The organism is Paenibacillus sp. FSL P4-0081 (assembly GCF_000758565.1).
Classification (GTDB): domain Bacteria; phylum Bacillota; class Bacilli; order Paenibacillales; family Paenibacillaceae; genus Paenibacillus_AQ; species Paenibacillus_AQ phytohabitans.
In genome coordinates this window covers 2,254,205-2,278,587 of sequence record NZ_CP009280.1, presented here as the reverse complement: position 1 = coordinate 2,278,587, position 24,383 = coordinate 2,254,205, and the positions used below count along the sequence as shown (strand labels likewise).

Genomic DNA, 24,383 nt, shown 5'->3' with positions numbered 1-24,383 from the left:
ATCTTCATAATTTCCTGCTCCCTAAATCAAAATATAGCGGCGCCGATGACATAGGACAATGAAACGGAGATCAGCAGTGCTGTCAGTCCCACGGCCCGGTTATCCGCAGCAATCTCGTCATCAATCGAAAAGACGGGGGTTAGAAATTCAAACAGGAAGTACGCCAGCAGCAGCAGGAGGAAACCCACAACCGACCATTTCATCGTCTCATAGATCGATGCTCCCGCTTCAATGCTGAAGCGCAGAATATTGCAGATGCCGAAGATCTTGCCTCCGGTTGCCATCGCTACGGCCACATTCCCCTTGCGGATTTCTTCCCAGCAGTTATATTTAGTCACCATTTCAAAGAAGGACAGGAATACCACCAGACCCAATATGGCCACAGTGAAGTAGCCGAGCAGCGCTCCCAGCGGATGATCCAGCAAAAGATCAATATTATCTTGCATACTTCTCCCTCTTTCTGCCGGACGCTACTGCAGTTCAGCCACGGTTACACCCGCGCCGCCTTCGTTGTAATTCCCGAGCCGGTAGCTTTTGATATGCTTATGCTTGCGCAGATATTCCTGTATCCCCGTCCGCAATACCCCCGTGCCTTTGCCGTGGATAATCGAAATCTGCCCAAGGTTGCCGAGGAACGCTTCGTCGATGAAGCGGTCGGTCTCCATGATGGCCTCTTCCAGATTGGCCCCGCGCAGATCGAGCTCGGTGCGGACATTCTCATCCCGCGTACGCTTGACTGTCGTAGCCCGGCGCAGAGCCGGCGGAGGCGCATCCGGTGCAGAGGCCAGGAACTCCAGATCAGCAAGGTTGACCTTCATCTTCATAATGCCGAACTGCACCACGGCTTCCTTGGCACCGCTAAGCTCTACAACAAGGCCCTTCTGATTCACATTAGCCACCTTGACTTCATCCCCGGGCTGAATCTTCCGCGGCGCCTTGGTGCTGCTGCGGGCAATAACCTTCTTACGCGGTGCAGGCTCCGCTTCATCCAGTCTCCGGCGCGCTTCAATCAGCTTGTGCTCCTTGACGGACGCCCCTTCCTCCATTGCCAGGCGGCGGAGGTCACTGATGATCTCCTCGGCTTCCTTACGCGCCTTGGCGAGGATATCGCTGGCATCCTTCTCTGCCTTCTCCAGGCGTTTGTCGCGCTGGCCTTCCAGCTTCTCCAGCTCCAGCTGCTGCCGCTTGCGGAATTCTTCCGCTTCGCGGCGCAGGCCCTCGGCCCGTTCACGCTCATTCTCTGCGGTGAGGCGGTTCTCTTCCAGGGAAGCGATCATGTGCTCGACGCGCATGTCTTCTTCCTTGACTTCGCCGCGCGCATGCTCAAGAATGGCATTCGGCAGGCCGAGGCGCTCGGCAATAGCGAACGCATTGCTTCGTCCCGGCACACCGATCAGCAGCCGGTAGGTAGGACTCAGACTGGCCACATCAAACTCCATACTGGCATTGATGACGCCTTTGCGCTCATACGCATAAGCCTTCAGCTCACTGTAATGCGTAGTTGCCACCATCCGGCATTCTGTACGGTGGATATTCTCCAGAATGGCAATCGCCAGGGCCGATCCCTCCGCCGGATCCGTTCCTGCTCCAACTTCATCGAGCAGAATCAGACTCTTCGGCGTCATTCTCTTCAGAATGGAGATGATATTGGTCATATGGCTGGAGAACGTACTTAGGCTCTGCTCAATACTCTGCTCATCGCCAATGTCGGCATAGATCGCATCGAAGACGCACATCTGGCTGCCTTCCTCTGCCGGAATGAACAGTCCCGACATCGACATCAGGCTGAGCAGACCGATGGTCTTCAGGGTAACTGTCTTACCGCCGGTGTTCGGGCCGGTCACGATAATCGAGGTGTACTGGTTGCCCAGCTCCACATCCAGCGGCACAACCTGCTCTGCGGGAATGAGCGGATGGCGCCCTTTGCGCAGACGCAGGTAGCCGCGGTCATTCATACGCGGCTGGGTAGCCTTCATGTCGCGTGCCAGGCGCGCTTTGGCGAAGATGAAATCGAGTTCGCCGAGAATATCGATATCATAAGCCATCTCTTCGGCAATATCGCCGACAAGTGCCGTCAGGCGGTGCAGGATAATCTCGATCTCCCGCTCCTCGCGCAGCCGTGTCTCGCGCAGCTTGTTGTTCATCGCCACAATCGATTCCGGCTCAATGAACAGCGTCGCCCCGGAGCCGGACTGATCATGAACAATGCCGCCGAAATGGGCACGGTACTCCGCTTTGACCGGAATGACAAACCGGTCACCACGGATCGTCACAAGCTGATCCTGCAGCATCTTCGATACCGAAGACGAGCGGATCATGGAATCCAGCTTCTCGCGGATGCGGGTCTCGCCGCCGCGCAGCTCCCGGCGGATGGAGGCCAGCTCTGTACTGGCCGAATCCATGACATCCGCATTCTCGTCGATACACAGGCGGATGGCATCCTCCACATGCTTCTGCTCCGAGAGCAGATCACTCTGGGCGAAGAGGGTAGGGATCTTCTCATCCTCGTGCATCGCCCCGAGGAACCGCTTCACTCTGCGGGCTCCGCCGATCGTGTTGCCGACAGAGAGCAGTTCAGTGGTGCCCAGCATTCCCCCGATCGAAGCGCGTTTCAGGGCGGGCTTGATGTCAGTCACACCGCGGAAGGAAGGAATTCCCTTCAGCCGGTCAACATTAGCAGCCTCATCCGTAGCCTGCAGAAGCAGCTTCACTCCTTCGAAATCCCCGGAGGGCTTCAGCAATTCGGCAGTCAGCCGTCCCATCGGTGTCTGCGTATACTGCATCAATTTATTTAAAATCTTGCGATATTCAAGCGTATGCAAAATTTTGTCGTCCAATTACTGTCACAGCTCCCTTCATAGATGGTTACATTATACCTAATTTAGCCCATTTTCGCTATTTGGGTATGATTTCTGGGCATAGAAAAGCGGCTGCGGGCCACAATAACAACGCACATATCCTTACGCGAACGCCAAAGGAGGTTAGTTAGGTGAGATTCTTAGGTCATGTGGTACGTTTCGTGGTCGCGGCAATCGTTCTGATGGTGGTCGGCTGGATTGTCCCGCAATTCACGGTCGGGGGGTTCTGGAGCGCGCTTGTGCTTGCGCTGGTTATCGCTCTGCTCGGCTGGGTGGTTGAGGGCATTTTCGGCAAAAAAACAACACCCTTCGGCCGCGGTATCGTCGGCTTCCTGGTCAGTGCCCTGGTGATCTGGATTGCCCAGTTCATTGTGAGCGGAGTCAGTGTCACCATTCTCGGAGCGCTGCTCGCAGCCCTGGTCATTGGTATTATCGACCTCTTCCTGCCGGTATCCACTCCGTTTGAAGCGGCCAAGTAGAAACGGCTGAACCACCCTTAGGGGACGGTATCCGTTTCAGCGCACAACGAAACCCCCAATCCCCGGATTATACCGGATACTGGGGGTTTTTTGTAATTAAAAAATTTTTATAACTAAAAATTACGCATAGGACACAACCGGATCATCGCCATGGGTGACAGCAGCCGTGACGACAGCATTTTTACCGCCCCGCTTGGCGCTGTACAGCGCTTCGTCCGTCTTACGGAACAGCATTTCCTTGCCGTCCCCCAGCTGATAATCGCAGAATCCGATACTGACCGTAATCGGCTTGCCTCCGGCATACGGATGCTCCATAGCGGCTATACCTACCCGCATCTCCTCGACGGCAGCATAGGCTTCCTGAAAGCTTTTATCCGTAAAAATCACCGCGAACTCTTCCCCGCCGTATCTCGCCGCGAAATCATTCAGCCCGATCAGACCATTCACCTTTGCTGCCACCTCCTTAAGCACGAGATCGCCGACCCAGTGTCCGTACGTATCATTAACACGCTTGAAGTTGTCGATATCAAACAGCGCCAGCTGCAGCCTCAGCCCGTTGCTCTCGCACTGCTCCAGCAGGGAGTCCAGATATTCATGAAAGGTTTTGTGATTGTACAGGCCGGTAAGCGCATCGATCTTCAGCAGCTTGTCGGAAATCGCCCGTTCCACCATCAGCCCCTGCTCCGACTTGGTCAACTGTTCCAGATATTCGCGGGTCTCACGGGCCCTGACAATGACAGCCTGCGCCATCACGGCGAACACAATAAACACACATTCCACCATCAGAAATTCCAGCAGCGGTTTGTCCAGCAGCGGCCGCTCCAGCCCGAAATAAATCCCGCTATAGAATAGCGTGCTGAATACCCCGAGATAGTATAGCAGCCGCTGGTCGAAATAGATCAGGGCAATCATAATCGGCATCATAAGTGTCATCTGGGCACCGTCTACAAAAGGCTCCAGCACAAAATACATCAGATAAGAAACGATGAATCCGCAGATCACAACGGCCTGCTTATGATAATGCTGCATCTTACGCAGCCAAATCTCGGCGGAAGCCATAGCTATAATGATCATCAGATTACAGGCGATGAACAAGTGGCCCTTACTGGGGATGAGGATGGTCTTAGTCTCAGTGGAATGGGAGGACAGCATAAAAATAAATTGGGCTGCCAGCATACAGAGCACAATAATCCAGTATCCGGTTAATATTCTGCGGTGCCATTTCTCCGAACTTTGCGATTCGTGGGCTAAAATAATGTGGATCCCCTACTTCTAACCAAATAATATAAAAGTTAAAATTATAATAGCTTTAATTATAATAAATTTTAATTGTTTTTGCATCATATTTTTGCATTTTTCGACAAAGTTTGGAGTCAGCTTCCGGTCAAACAATTTCTCACAGATTATCCAAGACAACTATCAGGATTTGAGCTATGCTAATGTCATCTGTTATCACAATTCATCACGAACCTTTTAGGAGGATGCTTATGATCAGGAAGGCGGCTATTCTTTGTTCCATTGTATTTGCACTACTGCTTACGGCTTGCGGAGCCGGCGGGGGCAGCAGCAATTCTGACAGCGCTAACAGCCCGGCTGCTGACACCAATCTTACGGCGGAAGAAGAAATCGTCATTACAGCAACCAACTACAGCTTTGACCAGAAAGAATACCACTTGAAGAAGGGCGTACCTGTCAAAATCATCTTCAAAAACGAGAGCGGCAACCACGGCATTCTTGTGCCTGAGATGAAGCTGCGGCTGGATGCCAAAGATTCCTCCATGGTGATTCTCCCCGAGGAGGCAGGAACCTTCGAGGTCACCTGCGCGATCATGTGCGGCTCCGGCCACAGCGGAATGAGCGCCAAGATTATCGTTGAATAGGCAGCTCTATACGCATAGCAAAAAAGCCGGCCAAGGACAACTGTGGGACTGACCCCATTGTCCTTGACCGGCTTTTTGGTTGTTCTGCTGAAAGTTGTTAACCGGCTGAAGCTGCCGTTACTTCACACCCTTGCTGCGATTGGAAATATCCAGCCAGACGGCAATGACCAGGATTGAGCCTTTGACGACATACTGCCAGAAGGATTCCAGTCCCATCAGCGACATTCCGTTATCCAGCGAGGTCATCACCAGCGCTCCGATAATGGCACCGATGACTGTGCCGGCTCCGCCCATCAGGGAAGTGCCGCCAATGACGCAAGCGGCGATAGCATCCATCTCAGCCATATTACCTGCAGTGATGGTGGCCGAGGCCAGGCGTGAGGTGAGCACGATGGCGGCGATCGAGCCCAGCAATCCGCTCAACACGAAGATCAGCATGGATTTGCGCTTGATGTTAATACCGGAGAGGCGTGCCGCCTCAATGTTGCCCCCTATTGCATAGATATGACGGCCGAAGGTCGTCTTGGTTGACAGGAAATAGAAGATGACCGCCAGGACAATTACGAAAATAATCGGGAACGGAATGCCCTTGTAATTGTTCATCACGGCTACAAAAGCCACCACCAGCAGGGCAAGTCCGGCCACCTTGGCGACGTCCAGGCCCAGCGGGGCGATTTCGAAGCCGTATTTCCTGCGGGAACGGCGTTTATTGAACGCACTCCAGAGCAGCAGTCCTACTGCGATCACACCAAGGATGATCCCGAAGCCCGGGGCAAAATAAGCATTGCCGAGCAAGGCCAGCACCGGGTCGGATACCGGAATGGTCATCGACTCGGTCACGCCCATCAGCACCCCGCGGAACACCATCATTCCCCGAGGGTGACAATGAAGGCGGGGATCATTTTATACGCCACCAGCCAGCCCTGAATCAGACCCAGTACCGCACCTGCGGCCAGTGTGCCAAGAATGACTACAATAGCCGGCAGCTCCAGCCAGTTGCTGAGAATAGCTGCCATGCCGCCGGTCAGTCCGACGATGGAGCCGACAGACAGATCGATATGCCCTGCCACAATGACCAGCACCATGCCGATGGCCAGAATGGAGGTCACCGACATCTGCGTGAACAGATTGGACAGATTCCGCGAAGTCAGGAAGGTCGGATTCAGTACTCCGAACAGCACCCAGATCAGTATTAATGCACCCACCATCGTATAGGCACGCATATCCATTTTGCCGAACAAGCCGCGTAAGCGCGATCCTCCGGCTGCCGGAACCGCTTCAGGTTCCCTAAGCTCTTTTTGCAGCTGCATCTCTATCTACCTCCCGTAGCGGCCAGCATAATATTCTCCTGCGTCGCTTCCAGCCAATCATATTCCCGTACGAACTGTCCTTCACACATCACCAGAATCCGGTCGCTCATGCCCAGTACCTCCGGAAGCTCCGAGGAGATCATAATAATGGCAACGCCCTGCTCTACCAGCTGATTCATCAAATTATATATTTCGTACTTCGCCCCGACGTCGATGCCCCGGGTAGGTTCGTCCATAATCAGGATTTTGGGGTCTGACATCAGCCACTTGCCGATAACCACCTTCTGCTGGTTCCCCCCGGACAGTGTGCCTACCAGCGTTTCCAGCGAAGCTGTTTTCGTCTTCAGATCCTGCACGTACCGGTCTGCCCACTTAATTTCCTCATTCTCATTGATGACCCCCAGCCTTGCGACTTTGCCCAGTGTGGCTAAAGTGGTGTTACGTTTGACATCCATCCCCATGACCAGCCCCTGGCGTTTACGGTCTTCTGTAACCAGGGCAATCCCCGCCTTGATCGCCTCGGCTATGGAACGGATCTTAATGGCCTTGCCTTCAATCAGCACCGTTCCTTCGGCCCGGCCCCCATAGGCGCCGAAGAGGCTGCTGACAAGCTCCGTGCGTCCGGCGCCCATCAGCCCGGCAATACCCAGTATCTCACCTTGACGAAGGCTGAATTCAATATCGCGGAGCACCTTCTGCTGGCGCTTCTCCGGGTGCCATACATTATAATCTCTGACCTCAAGCACCTTCTCCCCAGGCGAATGCTCCACGCGCGGATAACGCTCCGTGAGTTCACGGCCAACCATTAGGGATACAATCTGGTCGTCATCTGTCTCACTGCGGTCAAGTGTAGCTACCGTCCGCCCGTCCCGCAGCACGGTGATGGAATCAGCCAGTGCGAACACTTCAGGCATTTTGTGTGAAATATAGACACAGGTTACCCCTTCGCGCCGCAGCTGGTTCAGAATGCCCATCAGGATAGACACCTCGCTCTCGGTCAGAGCTGCCGTCGGTTCATCCAGAATGAGAATCTTGGTATGCTTGGAGAGTGCCTTGGCGATCTCGACCAGCTGCTGCTGGCCGATGCCGAGATTGCCGATCTTCGTGTCCGGAGACAGATTCAGCCCGACCTTCTTCAGCCATAGCGAAGCCTGATGGTACAGCTCATTCCACTGGATCGCCCCCCGCTTCACCGGCTCTGCCCCCAGAAAGATATTCTCGCCGACCGTCATTTCCTTCACGAGTGCCAGCTCCTGGTGAATAATCGCGATACCGGCCTTCTCCGCATCCGTTATTCTATGAAAAGACTTTTTCTCCCCATTGATCAGGATTTCCCCGCCGTATGTCCCTGCAGGGTATAGTCCGCTCAATACCTTCATCAGCGTGGATTTACCAGCGCCGTTCTCGCCGCATAAGGCGTGAATCTCCCCTTGCCTGACCTTGAAGTTCACATGGTCCAGCGCCTTAACACCGGGGAATGTCTTGCTGATCTCTACCATTTCAAGTACATTCATGCCTTCCGCTCCTCCTTCCGGCCCTTAAACCTGCAAGCAGATGCGGTAACGCCACAGGCGCCGCATCTGCTTGACGGACAGGCCGCCCTTATTGTTTCGGCCACTGGTCCTTCGGAACGTTCTTGTAGACATCCTCAAGCTTGTGGAAGCCGTCCTTGATCAGTACGTCCAGGTTATCCTTATTGACCGCTAGCGGATCGAGCAGCACAGAAGGAACATCAATTTTACCGTTGTTAACTGATTTTTCAGTCGAAATACTTTCGCCTTTGGCAGCTGCTATTGCCATTTCCGCAGCTTTGGTTGCAATCGCGTTGATCGGCTTGTAGACCGTCATCAGCTGCGTGCCTTCAGCGATACGCTGTACCGCAGCAAGGTCAGCATCCTGGCCGGATACCGGTATTTTACCGGCCATGCCCTGAGCCGTGAGCGCCTGAATCGAACCGCCTGCAGTCCCGTCATTGGCTGCTACCACACCTTGAACATCATTATTGTTCGCGGTCAGCGCATTCTCCATATTTTTCAGCGCTTCTTCCGGCTTCCAGTCCTTGGAGAACTGGTCGTAGACAATCTTAATGTCGCCTTTCTCTTCAAGCGGCTTCAGAATATTCATTGCCCCTTCTTTGAACATATGGGCGTTGTTATCCGTATCGGCACCGCCGATATAGACGATATTGCCTTTAGGAGCCTTATCAATGACCGCCTGCGCCTGGAACTCTCCGACACGCACGTTATCAAACGAAATATAATAGTCTACCTCGGCATTATTGATCAGGCGGTCATAGGCAATGACCTTGATGCCTTCCTTGTGAGCCTTCTCTACGATCGGAGCCGTTGCTTCCGCGTTATGGGCAATAACCACAAGCACATCCACACCCTGGGAGATCAGCTGTTCCGCCTGGCTTAACTGGGTAGCATCATCGCCGTTTGCAGCCAGCACCTTCACTTCACCGCCAAGCTCCTCCACTTTTGCCGTAAAGATATCCCGGTCCTTCTGCCAACGCTCCTCCTTCAAGGTATCCATCGACATGCCGATGACAATTTTGTCCCCGTCCTTCGCAGCGCCGGATGTCTCCTTCTTCTGATTATCACCGTTTGAGACCACCCCACAGCCCGCCATTGACGCTGCCAGCACTAACGCTGCCATCCCCAGTGAAATTGCTCTTCCGTATTTTCTCACTCTGCCCTTCGCCCCTTTTCATTAGCCGCATATTTGATTGCGCTTACAAAAAAAGTGTAGCATGGATCATCCGCCGCAGGAGCCGCTATTCCCAGCACTTTCTTGCTCTCCGCCTGCATTCCATCCTCCTCTCCTGTAATGTAATTCTTCCCGGCCGCTTTCATAGGATTATCCGGGGCCGGAGCACAAAAAAGTCCTTGCTCTGTCAGCAAGGACCCTGCTTCTCATGCTGCTGCCGGAATTCGCTTGGCGTCATGCCGGCCGCTTTTTTGAAGACCCTGCTGAAGTAATTCGGGTCCTTATAGCCTACCTCGTAACAAATCTCCTTGAGATTCAGCTGATCTCCGGTGATCAGGCGCTTCGCTTCGTTGATTCTTAGCCGTGTGACGTAATCAATGAAGGTTTCACCCGCATGCTGCCGGAACAATTTGCTGAAATAATGCGGGCTTAAATTCACATATTCAGCCGTCTGCTCCATAGATATGTCTTCTTTATATTTCTGGCTGATGTAGAGCAGCGCCCGCTGATGGACATGGGAACGGTTATGCTCCTGTTCCTGCTCCAGACTGTGGATCAGCCGCTCCAGCCAGGATTCTGCGCTCAGTCTGAGCGATATGGGATCCTCTGCTGTATGCAAGGAGGCCAGGATCTCCGCTCCGGCTGCGGAGTGAACGCCTCTGGCGAGGAACAGCAGGAGCCCGGTCACCTCTCCCCGCACTTCGGGCAGCGGCCGCCCGCCGCCTTGCTCGAAAGCAGCATACAGAATTCCGAAGCGTTCTATGGCTTCCTGCTTGCTCCGCTGCAACAGTGCATCCAGCAGCCGCTTCTCCTCATCCAGGGATACGGCCGTCTGCCCGGAGCTTTGGAGGATATCATCATAGTGGTGCACGCTGAAGGAATCATGGTGATCCGCACAGACACGGACCGCTTCCCGGTAGGATCGGCTAAGCCCGTCCCAGCCCTCGCGGATCGAGCCGATGCCTATGCTGACCGGCAGACCGAACCGCTGCTCTATCAGACTGCGGAGCCGCTCCCCCCAATCCATGGAGCTGACGCGCTGTGAGTAACCGGTCCGCCCCGGCGGCAAGGGAATAAACAACGCCAGCTGATGCCCGATCAGCGGTCCGGACAGGCAGCCGAGCCCTGCTCTGGCAACCTGCTTGACCGCCTCATAGATCTCCCGCTTGCCCTGCTGGAATTCTTCCCAAGCTGCGCTAGAATGCCTCGGGAATGACAGCACCATCGCATAGCCTTTGGCCCACTGCAGCTCCAGCAGACCGGCCACTTGTTCCAGCTCCAGGTCCTGCACATGCTCCAGCATGAGCATCATTGTCAGCTCGTTCTCCGCCAGCGGAAGCAGGTGGGCCAGCTTCTCCTGCAGCTCCAGCTGCTCATTCCTGCGCCGCTTCTCCTCCTGGATCACCGCCATCAGCTGCTTCAGTACATCCGCCACTTCGTCCCGTCTGGCCGGCTTCAGCAGATAATCCCGCACGCCCAGCAGCAGCCCCTCCTTGGCGTAGGAGAAGTAATCATGAGCGGTAATCATCACGATCTGCGCGGAAGGGAGCTTGGTGAGAATCTGCCGTACGGCCTCCAGTCCCTGAATGCCCGGCATCTTAATGTCCATGAAGATAATATCAGGCCGGTGCTCCTCCGCGAGCTGAATAGCCTTCCGTCCGTTCTCGGCATGCAGAAATTCAAAACCATCCGGGAAAATATGGCGGATCATCAGCTCCAGCCCTTCCCGTTCCAGCGCCTCATCATCGGCGATCAGCAGTCTGTACATAGTAAATCTATCTCCTTTCTCACCTGCGGCTCAGGCAGACGTGCGGAAGGGTACTTTGAACAGCACCGCCGTCCCCTGCCCTTCACTGCTGTCAATCTCGATCAGCTGCTGCCCGTCAAAGAACAGATGCAGACGTTTGAACACATTATGTGTCCCCAGTCCGGTGGACTGGCCTTTGCCGCTGAACTGCGGGGCCTCTTCCTCGATCGATCCCATCAGCCTCGCTACAGTCTCCCGGTTCATGCCCACACCGTTATCACTGATCTCAATCTCTACAAGTCCGCTCCGGTAGCGGATCGACAGTGACAGCACCGCCCCCTCCTCCATTTGCTCCAGCCCGTGGACAAAAGCATTCTCGAAGATCGGCTGAAGGGTCAGGCAGGGAATCATTCCGCCGAGCGCCTGCTCATCAATATCCATCTCAAAAGCGATCCGGTCACGGAAGCGGGCCCGCTGAATGTTAATATACTCGTTCACATGCTCTACTTCCTCGCGCAGCGGTACAGCCTGGTCAAGCTTCTGCAGGTTATACCGGAGCAGGCGGGATACCGATACCGTCAGATCGCTGGTCCTTGCCGCTCCTTCCAGATACGCCAGCTTGGCGATAGAATTCAGTGTGTTGAACAGAAAATGCGGATTGATCTGGCTCTGCAGCATTTTCAGCTCCAGCTCCTTGACCAGCCGGTCCTTCTCCACGCTCTTGATATTCTCCTTCATCAGCTCCTGGATATTATCGATCATTCCGTTAAAAGCCCGGCACAGGATGCTGATCTCATCGTTGTTAACACTCTCCGGCGCTTTCGTATCCATCCTCCCCTTGGAGATCTGCTTGGCGGTGGCCACGAGGCGGCGGATAGGTCCTGTGATGCTCCCGGACAGCCAGATCGCCATACAGATACTAAGCAGCGCAGCGGTAATTACCAGCAGGCTCCCCAGCCGGTTCAGCTTGGCCGTCGTGGACATGATCTCCGCATAGATCGGCTTGTACTGGTCCAGTTCCAGGTCAACCAGCTCCTGTGCTTCCTCGCGGATGAACCGCTGCGTCTGCTCCGCCTCGATATAGGCACCGGCCAGTGTGTTGGAGTCCTGACCATCAATCTCTGTAATCATCTGCCCGGCCTGCTCCAGAAACGTATCAATGATATGGCTGTAGTTCATCAGCGGAAGGCCGCTTCCCCCGATGGTCGCCATTCCGTCCAGCTTCGCCCGCAGCTCCTGCACAGCGCTCAGATGCTTCTGCACCTCCGGGAAGCTGTCCGCGTCCACCTGCATAATGAAGCGGTTCAGAGAGCGCATATTCTCCCCTACTTCATAGGATACTTCCTTGTACAGCATGATCCGGTTCATCATCAGATGGTAGCTCTCCTGCACATTCTTTCCGCTCTCAAAAAGCACAAAAGAGACAGAGCTCATCAGCAGCACAAGCAGCGGAATGCAGATGAGCAGCTTATGGCGGATACTCATAGGCTCTCTCCCTCCTGCACATTAGACTTGTCCAGCACCTTCACGCCGGTGAAGTATTTGGACTCCAGCTGCAATCCCTGAAAATGCTCATGGAGCAGCCGCACGGCCGTAGCCCCCATAAGATAAGGCTGCTGTGCCACTGTGGCCGTGATATCCCCGCGGCTGATGGCAGCAAGGGTCTCTGCCTGGTTATCGAAGCCAATAATCGTCATCGGAACACGCTTCAGGCTCTTGGAGGCCTGCAGTACTCCCAGCGCATCGGTTGAGCTGGTGCCGACCATCACATCAATCTCCGGATGAAGCCGCAGCATATCGGCTGCCTGCTGGATTGCCTCCATATGCGAGATGTTGGAGCTGCGGACATCCACAATTGCAAGGCCGCTGTAATTTTTCACAATATTACTGAGGCCGTTCAGACGCTGAACCTGATTCTTGGCCAGCTCGCTGCCGATGATCACGCCGATCTTCCCTTTACCGCCGGTCGTCTGCACCACCATCCGGCCCAGCGCCTCGCCGGCTGCAACATTGTCGGTCCCAACATAAGCCAGCCGCCTGCTCGCCGGAGCGTCTGTATCAATGGTGATTACCGGAATCCCCCGGTTCACGGCTTTATCAATTACGGGGGTGAACTTCTCGTCGTTCAGCCCCTGCACGATGATCGCATCCGCCTGTGCGGCAATCGCTTTTTCCAGCAGGCTGATCTGCTCCTCCATGTTATTGCGCACCGGGCCGGTGAACTCGATATCAATCCCGTATTTTGCAGCAGCCTCTTTGGCACCCTTCTCGACCATTTCCCAGTACGGATGGTACCGCTCCTGCTCGATCAGCACAATATGATAGCCGGAATTATCCCCGCCGGGATGCCCGCTTAATTCATTGACAATATTGCCCATCCGGCTTGAATGATTGGCAAAGTCTATAAACAGATATGCCAGCAGCAGAAAAAGCACAATAACCCCCGCGCCGCTGACCCATTTTTTATCCATCATGCTCACCTCAATCAACATCCTACCCCGAGTTGAAAACGGTTGCAATATTTAATTTATGAATAGCTTATTATGTGAAACCTATACATTCATAATCATTAATTGCGGGAGTTGCCTAATCGCGGCCAAACCCGCCCGATGACGGAATAAGCGGCACACCAGTGTTTGGCTTATCTCCACTTGCCCATTACGAGAGTCAAAAGGGATTTGTGATTTCCTCAGTCCCCTCCACCGTCTACCTCCGGCGGATTCAGGGGCACTTCTGCCCTCTCGGAGACGCATTGTATTCGGTTTTTCGCATACATTCGGCTCATCTACTCTCTCAGACGCACATTGTACTCGGTTTTTCGCATACATTCGCCTCATCTACTCTCTCAGACGCACATTGTACTCGGTTTTTCGCATACATTCGGCTCATCTACTCTCTCAGACGCACATTGTATTCGGTTTTTCGCATACATTCGGCTCGTCTACTCTCTCAGACGCACATTGTATTCGGTTTTTCGCATACATTCGGCTCGTCTACGCTCACGGAGGAGCATTGTATTCGGTTTTTCGCATACATTCGGCTCGTCTACTCTCTCAGACGCACATTGTATTCGGTTTTTCGCATACATTCGGCTCGTCTACGCTCACGGAGGAGCATTGTATTCGGTTTTTCGCATACATTCGGCTCGTTTACCCTCTCGGAGGCGCATTGTATTCGGTTTTTCGCATACATTTGGCTCATCTACTCTATCGGAGGCGCATTGTACTCGGTTTTTCGCATACATTCGGCTCGTTTACCCTCTCGGCGGCGCATTGTATTCGGTTTTTCGCATACATTCGCCCCATCTACTCTCTCAGACGCACATTGTACTCGGTTTTTCACACACATTCGGCTCATCTAATCTATCGGAGGCGCATTGTATTCGGTTTTTCGCATACATTCGGCTCATCTACTCTCTCGGACGCACATTGTATTCGGTTTTTCGCATACATTCGGCTCATCTACTCTCTCGGACGCACATTGTATTCGGTTTTTCGCATACATTCGGCTCATCTACTTCTATCGGAGGCGCATTGTACTCGGTTTTTCACACACATTCGGCTCATCTAATCTATCGGAGGCGCATTGTATTCGGTTTTTCGCATACATTCGGCTCATCTACTCTCTCGGACGCACATTGTACTCGGTTTTTCACACACATTCGGCTCGTCTACGCTCTCGGAGGCGCATTGTACCCGGTTTTTCGCATACATTCGGCTCATCTACTTAGCCTGCCGCCTATCTACTTGCGGATTCCGGTGCCCTTTGGCTCTTCATTCCCGCCCTTTGGTCCGCTTCTGAAGAAATCAAGGTTGCTTTGATTCTCCTTACCATTCACTTCAGGTGGACTCGGTGGGACTCCCCCCTAAACAGCAAAAGAGCTGTTCCAAGCAGCACCCTGCTTAAAACAGCTCTTTCGTTAATGCATCCGCCATTCAACTGTCCTGTTCGATCAGTTGAATCCATTCATTATATTCACTCTGCAGCTTGGCATATTCCGCCTGCAGGCTGCGGTGCTCCTGGGAGAGCTTGTCCAGCTCACCCTGCTGCAGCTCGAACTGGGCCTGAACCAGACGCAACTGGCCCTGGACGAGCTCGTAGCTCTCGCCGATCTCCCCAAGCTGCTGCGCGGTCTCGCTGCGCGAGCGGCTCACGGATTCCGCCTGGGCTTCAGCGTCCCCGGCTTCCTGCTGCCAGATCTCAATCTCCTCACGCAGCTTCGCCTCCTGCTCGCTCCACTGCTGCTCGCGCTGCTGCAGCTCTTCGTACTTCTGCTTCCATGAAGCTTCGTACTCCCTGGTCTCACGGAGCGCTTCCTGCTGCTCCGCCGCCGCTGCGGCAGCTTCGCGGCCCGCCTCGTACAGCTCTTCCAGACGCCGCGCAGCTTCCTCGCCTTCGGCTTCCAGCAGCTCATAACGTTCCTTCAGCTGTTCGCCATCCTGCAGAATTTCATCATACTGGGCGATCAGCTCTTCGTAGCGGCCGCGCAGCGCCGCCAGTTCCTTATGGGCTGCCTCTGCCGCTTCCTGATGAAGGGCAGCTTCCTGCTCTGCCTCAGCACGAAGCTGGGCTTCCAGGTCAAGCTGCTGCACCATTCCATCCGCCTGTCCGCGGAGGGTCTCGACTTCACGCTGCAGCGCTGCCGATTTCTCCCCGGCTTCCAGAAGGTTCATCTCCAGCTCGCCGATATCCTCCATATGCTTGTTCGCCAGCTCCTGCCAGGAGCTTGCTTCAAGCGCGGTACGGTCAAATTCCGCCTGTGTCCGGCTCAGATTATCCGTCGTCTCCCGCAGAGATTTGCGGAGAGACGACGCTTCTTCCTGCGTCAGCTCATAACGCTGGCGCAGCCCCTCCAGCTCATCATTCAGCAGACCGCTGAGCTCATTGGCAGTCTGCAGTTCTTCCAGTGCTGCACTTAGCTTGTCCGCTGTTTCCTGCAGCGCACTGTTAAGTCCCGCCGCTTCATCCTGCGCCTGCACGTAACGCTGGCGCACTTCCTCCAGCTCTGCGCTATGCTGCTGCCCTTGCTCTGCCGCAAGGCGCAGCTCTTCGCCAAGCTGCTCTTCCCGCTTCAGCACAGCTTCGTACTGCGCGAGCAGCGTCAGGCGCGCATCGCGCTCGCCCTTGAGCCCGGCTTCCGCCGCGCGCAGCCGGGACTGCAGCTGCCCGGTTCCGCCGCGCAGCTCACCAAGCTGCTTCTCCAGCTCCTGAAGCTGCTGCTTGTGCCTGTGCTCCTGCGTCCCCTGGGATTGCCGCAGCTCCTTATTCTTGGCCAGCTCCTTCTCAAGCGCTTCGCGCTCTCCGCTGAGCTCACTGGTGAGCGCTGCCTTGGTATCGGCGAGCTCCTTGCTCAAGGTGGTACGGATCTCAACAATCTCACTGCCCATAGACTCCCGGGTCTGGATCAGCTCCTGCTCCAGACCTGCCAACGTCTCCGCTTTCTCACGGGTCAGTCTCTCCCGGAGCTGCTCCAGCTCCTGCAGATGAGCAGCCTTCAGCTCTTCAAGCTGCTGCAGCCGTAACGCTTCAGCCGTTTCCAGCTCCTGTCTTGCAGCTTCACGGCTTACAGCCTGCTCTGCTTCATAAGTCTCCCGCAGCGCTTTCAGCTCCGCTTCGCGCGCCTGCAGTTCATCTGTCAGCTGCCCGCGGCTGGAAGCAGCAGCCTGCTTCTCTTCCTCCAGCAGCTGTGCGTGCATCTGGCGCTCCTGCTCCTGCAGCTCCAGATGCCTTGCGCGTTCTTCTTCCACGGCGGCAATCAGCCGCGCCGCTTCTTCCTTGGCAGCCGCTTCAAGCTTCTCGTATTCTTCCTGCCGTTCGCGCTGCGCCTCCTGAAGGCGTGACACCTCCACGCGCAGCTCGGTACGTTCACCGGTCAGCATATTCAATTCATTCTTGAAATCCTGAACCTGGATAGCCTGCTCTGCCATATGTACAGCTGCAAGCACCGCGATCCGCGGGGTATCCAGTCTGGAATGTGATTTGGATATTGCACGCATATGCTCATCGACATAACGGGCAACCTGCTTCATATATTCAGTGCTGCTTCCGACAAGTTTATAGGAAGTTCCGTATATCTCCACGGCGACACGAGTCCGGTCCATAGCCACAGTTGTGCCCTCCTTTGTATGTGTGCGGATTCTAAGCTGATTTCCTTACTGCTATTGTAGCGTTATTCCTTAACCTTTGGCAAAAAAAACGTGTTCATTTCATAGATTTAAACCGGACTCCGTACTTCACAAGGGTACAGCAAAGCCGCAGCGAATCGGTTTCTAAATGGATTCGCTGCGGCTTTGCACAATTCCTGCTATTTTCTTAATTCTGCGCCAAAAGTTTGCTCCAGAGCAGAAACGACTCTGTCATGCACTTCCACAACCTCTTCATCGGTAAGTGTACGGTCCGTATGACGGTACAGCAGCGAGAGGGCTACGCTCTTCTTTCCAGCTTCCATTTTGCCGCCGGTGTAGACATCGAACACTTGCACATTCTGCAGCAGTGTTCCGCCATGTTCACGGATGGAAGCTATCAGGTGCCCTGCAGGAACTTCTGCGTCTACAACTACCGCAATATCCCGTTCCATCCCAGGGAAGCGGTGAAGCTCACTGTACTGTAGTTGGGCACGCGCCGCATCATATAGCGGCTGTAGCAGCACTTCAGCTACATAAGTATCCTCCAGATCCATCTGGCGCTGAAGTTCCGGATGCAGCTGTCCGATGGTACCGATCTTATCGCGGCCTTCAGCCTGCAGCAGGTAGACCGAAGCAGAGCGTCCCGGATGGTAGCCTTCAGGAGCATCCCCTTCATAGATTATGCGGTCCGTAAGGCCAAGATGGGCAAATACAGTTTCAAGCGCACCCTTAAGATCGAAGAAATCTACAGGCTCAGCCGCTACGTTCCACTGCTTGGCAGCACGCGTGCCGCTCAGCAGCAGTCCAAGTACCGGCAGTTCACCGGGCTGGCGGGTGAGCACTTCTTCATCGGTGAAGAAAACATTGCCGATTTCGAACAGCGCCAGATCGCCTTGACGGCGGTTGGTGTTATAGAGGGCAATGTCCAGCAGCTGCGGCAGCAGGCTGGTACGCAGCACGCTGCGTTCCTCGCTCATCGGCATCGCCAGCTTCACGGAGAGCTTGCCGTCCGCAAGTGCCGGGAAGAGCTTGCTCTGTTCCGGCTGGATGAAGGAATAGCCCATAACCTCCTGATACCCGCCAAGAGCCAGCAGGCGGCGGAGCTCACGGCGCAGGAACTGCTCTCTGGTGAGTGCCCCCGGTGTAGTAGTCCCTTCAATTAGGGTTGTCGGGATGTTGTCATATCCGTACAGGCGGGCAATCTCTTCTATGAGATCCACATCATAGCTGATGTCGCCTCGCCGCGTGGGAACCTGAACTTCAACGATTCCCTGGGCAGCATCACCGCACTTGAAGTGCAGACGGCCGAACAGGGTCTTCACTTCCAGCAAAGACAGCTCGGTACCCAGATATTGATTCAGCTTCTCCAGCGACAGGGTCAGTACTTTCTCCCCGGCAGAGGCACTGCCTGCCTGAACAATACCTTCATGCACAGATCCGCCGGCATAGCGGGCGATTAGAGCAGCTGCACGGTTAAGTGCAGGAATGACGGCATTCGGATCGACTTCCTTCTCGAAGCGCTGGGAAGCTTCAGAACGCAGACCCAGCTGACGCGAGGTCTTGCGTACAGTCCCGCCGTCGAATTTGGCGGATTCCAATACGATATTGACGGTATTTGCAGTAACCTCAGTCGATAATCCGCCCATAACGCCAGCCAGGCCGATAGCTCCTGACCCGTCAGCGATGACAAGCATCTGCGGCTCCAGCTTGCGCTCCTGGCCGTCAAGTGTTGTCAGCAGCTCGCCTTCATGAGCGAACCGTACACCAATCGTTCCGCCTGCCAGCTGATCGCCGTCAAACGCATGCAGCGGCTGTCCGTATTCCAGCATCACATAGTTGGTAATATCGACGATGTTGTTGATCGGGCGTACCCCGGCCGCCATCAGGCGGTTCTGAATCCACAGCGGGGATGGAGCTGTCTTCACTCCGGCAATATAACGCACTGCATAATGGCTGCAGTATTCTTCATTTTCAATATTGACAGTGATGGAATCCGCTGCCCGTCCGCCTGCTTCCACAAGCTCTGCCGCCGGATCTGCCAGCTGCAGGTCACGGCCCAGAATTGCGCTCACTTCATAAGCAGCACCGATCATGCTCAGACAGTCGGAGCGGTTAGGGGTCAGATCGAAGTCCAGGATCTCATCGTTCAGGCCAAGCACCTTCAGAATATCCTGGCCGACTTCCGTATTCTCAGGCAATACGAGAATGCCTTCCTGAAGCTCTTTGGGCAGCAGCTTGTCGTTCAGCCCCAGCTCTTTGGCCGAGCAGATCATCCCCTGCGACAGCACGCCGCGAAGCTTAGCTTTCTTGATTTCCAGTCCGGGCAGCTTAGCGCCAACCAGTGCGACCGGAACCTTCTGTCCCGCTGCGACATTCTTGGCACCGCAGACAATCTGCAGATCCTCGCCCTGTCCGGCATCCACGATGCAGATGTTCAGCTTGTCGGCGTCCGGATGTTTTTCTTTGGATTTCACATAGCCGGTTACGATTCCGGAAATCCCTTTGTTACGGCGTTCAACTCCGTCAATCTCAATGCCGGCGGTAGTGATTTTGTCCGCGAGTTCATCAGCGGTCACCCCGTCCAGCGATATATAATCAGCCAGCCAGGCGGTTGATACTTTCATTTTCGCACACTTCCTTTTGTTTCAGATGTATTTATCTCCATGCCGTCAGTGCTTGACGCGCTTGCCAGTAAGCCGCTGCACGATCTTTCCTTCCTGCTTCAAAACTCTCTGTTAATAGTGCCCCTGCAAGGAATATTTGGACTTCCGGCCGCTGTTGTGTTTGGATTTCCTGATTCAAACCGCTATTCGCGGTAGAAATCCAAACACAAAGGCGGACGCTACCGCTCCTACAGTTCCAAAATTCCCCTCCGGTTCATTTTTAACAGGTATAGAAACAGCAACTCAAAATCTACTGCAACCCTTCCAATCCCGCACCACGCACACCCGCCAAATCTCTAAATCCCCTTGAACTGCTTCACAAAACCCATATCATTCGTGTAGAAGTAGCGGATGTCATCGATGCCATACTTCAGCATCGCGATCCGTTCTGCGCCTACGCCGAAAGCGAAGCCGCTGTAAATCTCAGGGTCGTAGCCGCCCATCCGCAGCACATTCGGATGTACCATGCCGGCACCGAGGATTTCCAGCCAGCCGCTCTGCTTGCAGAGACGGCAGCCTTCGCCGCCGCATTTGAAGCAGCTCACGTCTACCTCAACACTCGGCTCGGTGAACGGGAAGAAGCTCGGACGCAGGCGGATGCCTGCTGTAGGACCGAACATCTCCTTCATGAACTGCAGCAGGGTGCCCTTCAGGTCGCTCATGCGGATATTGCGGCCAATAACCAGGCCTTCAATCTGATGGAACTGGAAGGAGTGGGTCGCATCGTCGTCATCGCGGCGGAATACTTTGCCCGGACAGATGATTTTGACCGGAGTTTCGCCCTTCATAGCCTGCATGGTGCGGACCTGCACCGGAGAAGTCTGTGTGCGCATCAGAAGATCTTCTGTTAAATAGAAGGAATCCTGCATATCGCGGGCCGGATGGTTCTTCGGCAGATTCAGAGCCTCGAAGTTATAGTAGTCTGTCTCTACTTCCGGACCTTCTTCAATCCGGTAGCCCATGCCGATGAAAATATCCTCAATCTCCTGAATTACGCGGTTCAGCGGATGAATACCGCCTTGCGGCAGGCCGCGGCCCGGCAGCGACACATCGACCTTCTCCGCATTCAGGCGGTTCTGTGTCTCCTGCTGCTGGAAGATTTCCTGCTTAGAGCCGATTACCTCTTCAATGGCACTGCGCACCAGATTGGCCACCTGGCCGATCACCGGGCGTTCTTCCGCGCTGAGTCCGCCCATACCGCGCAGAACCTCCGTAAGCTCACCTTTTTTGCCAAGGTATTTGACGCGCAAATCATTCAGAATCTGCGGATCGGTTACCTCCTGCAGCTTAGCCAATGCCTCGGCCTTCAATGCTTCCAATTTCTCTTTCATGCTTTGTACTGCCCCCTTAAATCTCGTATTGTCAACAAAAAAAGGCCTTTCCTCCCGGTAAAGGGACGAAAAGACCGTGGTACCACCCTTGTTAGACGGCTGCGACGCTTCCCTTAAGAGCAATATTCCCTCTTTCGGACCGGCGGAGACCTGTCTCACTTTAACAGAAATAACGGTCTGCGGCCGGTATCCCCTACTGTGTCCCTCAAGGAAGCCTTGAATGGAATTCAGGGAACTGCTCCGGAGTGAACTTCGGCAGCTCTGCTCTCTTAGAAACGCTCTCAATCTGCGGCGCTTCCTCCCTGTAAGCCAGGCACTGCGTACTCTTCTCCATCAATGCATTTATGCGGATTGTGTCAAATACATTCGATCTTCCAGTTCGGAAGATATGTCTATTTATTATATGCAATAACGGCGCTTTTGACAAGTTGCACAATTTTAGGTTAATTTTTATCTTCCTTTAAGCTTCCTTTAAGCTTCAGCGCGGTTTTGGGGGCTTTTTTTCAGCGAACGTTCAGCCGAATTTGATATTTTCCCTTTTGAGATAAGCCTGGCTGTCCTCATTAGAACAGGGCGGCTTTTGGATAGTATCGGCTTTTATACAGGGAGGGAAATTCATGCTTAAACGAAGAAAAGCATTTGTTCTGCTGTTACTCAGTACATTTGCTGCAAGTCAACTCGCGGGGAGCGCGGGAACCACGGCGTTTGCTGCCTCGGCCAGTACAACCACTGCCAAAACAGCTGCCACAGTAACGGAAGTCTCCAGTCTTACAGGCCTCAGCGCAATCAAGCTCGGCACCACGCTTAGTGTGAAGCTGGGCAATGTAGGCATTCAGAGCCAAACCGGCGGAAATATTCTTACTTATACACTCACCTATACTAACAATGCAAGCAGCAGCGTCAATATGGTCAATTATTTCTCCAAAATCGTGACTGCCGGCGGCAGCATCATTAAGGGAATCCCGGTCAGCGCAGACAGTGCTGTCAAAAAGATCGCTGCTAAGCAGAGCACCAGCATTACATATTATGCGAATATTGGAACAGCCGCCTCGGCCAAAGGGCTTAAAGTAAACATGTACGGCTGGAACTTCAGTGCCGCCAATTATGAACAGCGCATAGGCACTTTTACCGTTCCTTCTAACTACTCGCTGTCCGCCCTTACGGGTGAGACCCGCAAAGTTGAACTTGGCAGCATACCGGTCAACACCAAAGCTGAGTCTGCACAAATCTACAAATATAACGGCAAGGTCTATGCCAAGGTTGGACTCAGTATAACGAATCTGGGCACCAAAGTACTCACAGACCCTGGCTACAGCCTGTACCTGAAATCCTCGGGCGGCTCTACCTTCACGCTAGCGCTGGATGACAGCAGCTCTGAATACAAGGTTCAGCCCCAGGAGAAGAAGACGCTCTACTATATGACTGAGATTCCCTCCTACATGAACGTCACCAAGATGACACTGCAGATCGCCAAGCTGGATGAAGGGCTGAAGCTCTATCTTCCGGTCTCCTCCTATTCCCTTCCTGCTGCGGGTACAGCTGATTTCACCGTGGCGGCCGGCTATACCAAGAAGATCTCCATCGACAGCAATATTGTAGACATGAAGCTCGCGGACGCAAGTGTGCATGCAGACAATGGCAATGCCGTATGGAGTTATCAGCTCACCCTTAAAAATGCCGGCACCAAAGCAGTGACTTTGCCTGCGTATGAGCTTGCTGTCAAATCCGCTGAAGGTTATACCTTCCCGGTAACAACGACTGCGTTCAGCTCCCTTACCTTGAAGCCGCTGGAAGAAAAGCTGATTGAACTAACCGCCAGCGTTCCGCTTGAGCTGGCTCAGGATACGCTCGAACTGCAAATGGTTGCCCCTGCGGGCAGCAGCACCAGTAACACCAGTAGCACCGGCAGCAACAGCAGCAATGGCAGCAGTGAGACCAGCACCAGTTCAAGTAAAGTAATACTGCCTGTAGCCTATTTCAAAATCCCTTATTCCCTGGCGGGCAACACTCATATCACTACAGAGAACAGCATTACCAACAGCTACGGCACCTTCGGCGTCACACTGAATTCCCTGCAGCGTCTGCCGTGGGGCAGCGAAGATATCGTACAGGCTAAGGTCACCATCAGCAATCATTCCTCCAAAACAATTACTCTGCCTGCACTTACCGGTGTGCTGAAAGTGGACCTGACGGATTTGAGCTCGTCCTCACAGCTATATACGGAGAGTACCAGCACGGTTCTTGCTCCTGGAGCCAGCACGCAAGTCTCGGTTCTTGCCCGCGTGCCTTATACGCTCGATTTCAGCCAGGCCCAGATCATTCTTCAAGAAACTTCCGGCACCAGCACTACCCAGTTCCTCTCCCTTGGCACAACGGATGGGCTTAGCAGCGGTATTACGCCTCTGGCTGTGGGTGAATCGTTCAAGATTACATCGACCGGCAAAAAAGCCAGTGTGAAGGAACGTTCAACCCTTGTATACAGCGGAACCAGCAATAACCTCATATACAGTGAAGTAGAAATGAACAGTGAAGAAACCCGGCAGACTGACCTCTCCCGGCTGTATGGACAATTCAAAACCGCAGACGGACAGTATTTCGAGGCAACTGCGATCCAGTCGGAGAGTTCCACAAGTCCGGCAGGCAAGACTCTGGTTAACTTCTGGGCTAATATACCGGCTGCCGTGGACACAAACGGCCTCCAGCTGTATGTCAGCCAGGAGATTGCAGACGGTAAGCTGACTTCAGCCGGAACCGCGGCTACAGCTTATGTGAATACATCAGCACTGACACTGGCTCCTGTGGTGCCTACGCCTGCTGGTAACCTGACTTCTGTGTCCCTGTATCCTTACACGCTGGCCATATCAAATTCTACAGGCACCATTACATCAGGCACTACCAGTCTTGCATTGGCATTTAACTACAATCTCTCGCGTGATACAACTTACCAGATGGGAGCATTCGACCATAAGCTGATTCTGCACATTACTGACCCGTATGGACAATATTTCGAGAAAACGCTGTCCCTTGGAACGGATTTGGCAGTAGGAACTTATGGCTCCTACACAACGACCATTACCAACTCACTGTTCAAGAACTTAAGCGGAGGCACTTACAAGCTCACTCTGTACGACGAATTCCAAGGCCAGCGGACAGAGCTTGGCGGACAGGTCTACTCCGTCGATGTTGTGACCAAAGCAGCTTCAACTACGGATACCGGCACTACAGCGGCCGCAGGCAATGGCAGCACCGAAGCAAGCGGTTCTTAGGATTCTCAGGTACAC

14 protein-coding genes, 1 pseudogene and 1 other annotated feature are annotated in these 24,383 nt (G+C 54.1%); of the genes and pseudogenes, 3 read left to right on the top strand and 12 right to left on the bottom strand.

Annotation, left to right across the window (positions count from 1 at the left end; all coding sequences use genetic code 11):
• Positions 1–26 precede the first annotated feature (26 nt).
• Together P40081_RS09630 and P40081_RS09625 are read right to left on the bottom strand one after the other, a co-directional pair.
• A complete protein-coding gene (locus P40081_RS09630; protein ID WP_039308413.1) occupies positions 27–446 on the bottom strand; it encodes a DUF350 domain-containing protein in 420 nt (139 codons plus the stop codon).
• A gap of 24 nt (positions 447–470) precedes the next feature.
• Positions 471–2,837 (bottom strand): endonuclease MutS2, encoded by a 2,367-nt coding sequence (locus P40081_RS09625; protein ID WP_042135061.1) that lies wholly within the window; start codon positions 2,835–2,837, stop codon positions 471–473.
• Positions 2,838–2,989: 152 nt separating this feature from the next.
• Here P40081_RS09625 and P40081_RS09620 point away from each other — a divergent pair, with 152 nt between their 5' ends.
• Positions 2,990–3,337 carry a phage holin family protein gene (locus tag P40081_RS09620; protein ID WP_039308415.1) on the top strand — a complete coding sequence of 116 codons (348 nt, stop codon included), beginning with the start codon at positions 2,990–2,992 and terminating at the stop codon, positions 3,335–3,337.
• A gap of 120 nt (positions 3,338–3,457) precedes the next feature.
• Here the strand turns inward: P40081_RS09620 and P40081_RS36275 are convergent, their stop codons facing one another.
• Positions 3,458–4,513: a GGDEF domain-containing protein gene (locus P40081_RS36275; RefSeq protein ID WP_052421741.1), complete on the bottom strand. Its 1,056-nt coding sequence runs from the start codon at positions 4,511–4,513 to the stop codon at positions 3,458–3,460.
• Positions 4,514–4,824: 311 nt separating this feature from the next.
• Here P40081_RS36275 and P40081_RS09610 point away from each other — a divergent pair, with 311 nt between their 5' ends.
• Positions 4,825–5,217 carry a cupredoxin domain-containing protein gene (locus P40081_RS09610; RefSeq protein ID WP_042135057.1) on the top strand — a complete coding sequence of 131 codons (393 nt, stop codon included), beginning with the start codon at positions 4,825–4,827 and terminating at the stop codon, positions 5,215–5,217.
• A gap of 117 nt (positions 5,218–5,334) precedes the next feature.
• Here the strand turns inward: P40081_RS09610 and P40081_RS09605 are convergent.
• The 9 genes and pseudogenes from P40081_RS09605 to pheS form a co-directional block, all read right to left on the bottom strand.
• Positions 5,335–6,527 (bottom strand): annotated as a pseudogene (locus P40081_RS09605) (sugar ABC transporter permease).
• 2 nt (positions 6,528–6,529) lie between these two features.
• A complete protein-coding gene (locus P40081_RS09600) occupies positions 6,530–8,041 on the bottom strand; it encodes a xylose ABC transporter ATP-binding protein (RefSeq protein ID WP_042135054.1) in 1,512 nt (503 codons plus the stop codon).
• An 88-nt stretch (positions 8,042–8,129) separates the two neighbouring features.
• Positions 8,130–9,185, bottom strand: a complete 1,056-nt coding sequence (xylF, locus tag P40081_RS09595; RefSeq protein ID WP_042140901.1) for a D-xylose ABC transporter substrate-binding protein — start codon at positions 9,183–9,185, stop codon at positions 8,130–8,132.
• Positions 9,186–9,423: 238 nt separating this feature from the next.
• Positions 9,424–11,004, bottom strand: coding sequence for a helix-turn-helix domain-containing protein (locus tag P40081_RS09585; RefSeq protein WP_042135050.1), 1,581 nt, complete (start codon positions 11,002–11,004; stop codon positions 9,424–9,426).
• Between the two features lie 30 nt (positions 11,005–11,034).
• Positions 11,035–12,468, bottom strand: coding sequence for a sensor histidine kinase (locus P40081_RS09580; protein WP_042135048.1), 1,434 nt, complete (start codon positions 12,466–12,468; stop codon positions 11,035–11,037).
• A complete protein-coding gene (locus P40081_RS09575; protein WP_042140900.1) occupies positions 12,465–13,457 on the bottom strand; it encodes a sugar-binding protein in 993 nt (330 codons plus the stop codon). The genes P40081_RS09580 and P40081_RS09575 overlap by 4 nt, the downstream gene beginning before the upstream one ends.
• Before the next feature lie 1,461 nt (positions 13,458–14,918).
• A complete protein-coding gene (locus P40081_RS09570; protein WP_331281730.1) occupies positions 14,919–17,084 on the bottom strand; it encodes a cell division protein ZapA in 2,166 nt (721 codons plus the stop codon).
• Between the two features lie 203 nt (positions 17,085–17,287).
• Positions 17,288–19,732 carry a phenylalanine--tRNA ligase subunit beta gene (gene pheT, locus P40081_RS09565; RefSeq protein ID WP_042135045.1) on the bottom strand — a complete coding sequence of 815 codons (2,445 nt, stop codon included), beginning with the start codon at positions 19,730–19,732 and terminating at the stop codon, positions 17,288–17,290.
• A 335-nt stretch (positions 19,733–20,067) separates the two neighbouring features.
• Complete coding sequence (gene pheS, locus P40081_RS09560; RefSeq protein ID WP_042135043.1) at positions 20,068–21,102, bottom strand: phenylalanine--tRNA ligase subunit alpha; 1,035 nt, start codon at positions 21,100–21,102, stop codon at positions 20,068–20,070.
• Positions 21,103–21,160: 58 nt separating this feature from the next.
• Positions 21,161–21,448: a binding site (T-box leader), on the bottom strand.
• A 271-nt stretch (positions 21,449–21,719) separates the two neighbouring features.
• Here pheS and P40081_RS09555 point away from each other — a divergent pair.
• Entirely contained in the window at positions 21,720–24,368 is a 2,649-nt protein-coding gene (locus P40081_RS09555) for a hypothetical protein (protein ID WP_052421740.1), read from the top strand.
• Positions 24,369–24,383: the final 15 nt, after the last annotated feature.

Bases quoted from the DNA above. Each gene is read 5' to 3' on its own strand.
- pheT (WP_042135045.1), bottom strand. From the start codon at position 19,732: ATGAAAGTATCAACCGCCTGGCTGGCTGATTATATATCGCTGGACGGG.
- P40081_RS09580 (WP_042135048.1), bottom strand. From the start codon at position 12,468: ATGAGTATCCGCCATAAGCTGCTCATCTGCATTCCGCTGCTTGTGCTG.
- pheS (WP_042135043.1), bottom strand. From the start codon at position 21,102: ATGAAAGAGAAATTGGAAGCATTGAAGGCCGAGGCATTGGCTAAGCTG.
- P40081_RS36275 (WP_052421741.1), bottom strand. From the start codon at position 4,513: ATGCTGGCAGCCCAATTTATTTTTATGCTGTCCTCCCATTCCACTGAG.
- P40081_RS09575 (WP_042140900.1), bottom strand. From the start codon at position 13,457: ATGATGGATAAAAAATGGGTCAGCGGCGCGGGGGTTATTGTGCTTTTT.
- P40081_RS09585 (WP_042135050.1), bottom strand. From the start codon at position 11,004: ATGTACAGACTGCTGATCGCCGATGATGAGGCGCTGGAACGGGAAGGG.
- P40081_RS09570 (WP_331281730.1), bottom strand. From the start codon at position 17,084: ATGGACCGGACTCGTGTCGCCGTGGAGATATACGGAACTTCCTATAAA.
- xylF (WP_042140901.1), bottom strand. From the start codon at position 9,185: ATGGCAGCGTTAGTGCTGGCAGCGTCAATGGCGGGCTGTGGGGTGGTC.
- P40081_RS09610 (WP_042135057.1), top strand. From the start codon at position 4,825: ATGATCAGGAAGGCGGCTATTCTTTGTTCCATTGTATTTGCACTACTG.
- P40081_RS09555 (WP_052421740.1), top strand. From the start codon at position 21,720: ATGCTTAAACGAAGAAAAGCATTTGTTCTGCTGTTACTCAGTACATTT.
- P40081_RS09630 (WP_039308413.1), bottom strand. From the start codon at position 446: ATGCAAGATAATATTGATCTTTTGCTGGATCATCCGCTGGGAGCGCTG.
- P40081_RS09600 (WP_042135054.1), bottom strand. From the start codon at position 8,041: ATGAATGTACTTGAAATGGTAGAGATCAGCAAGACATTCCCCGGTGTT.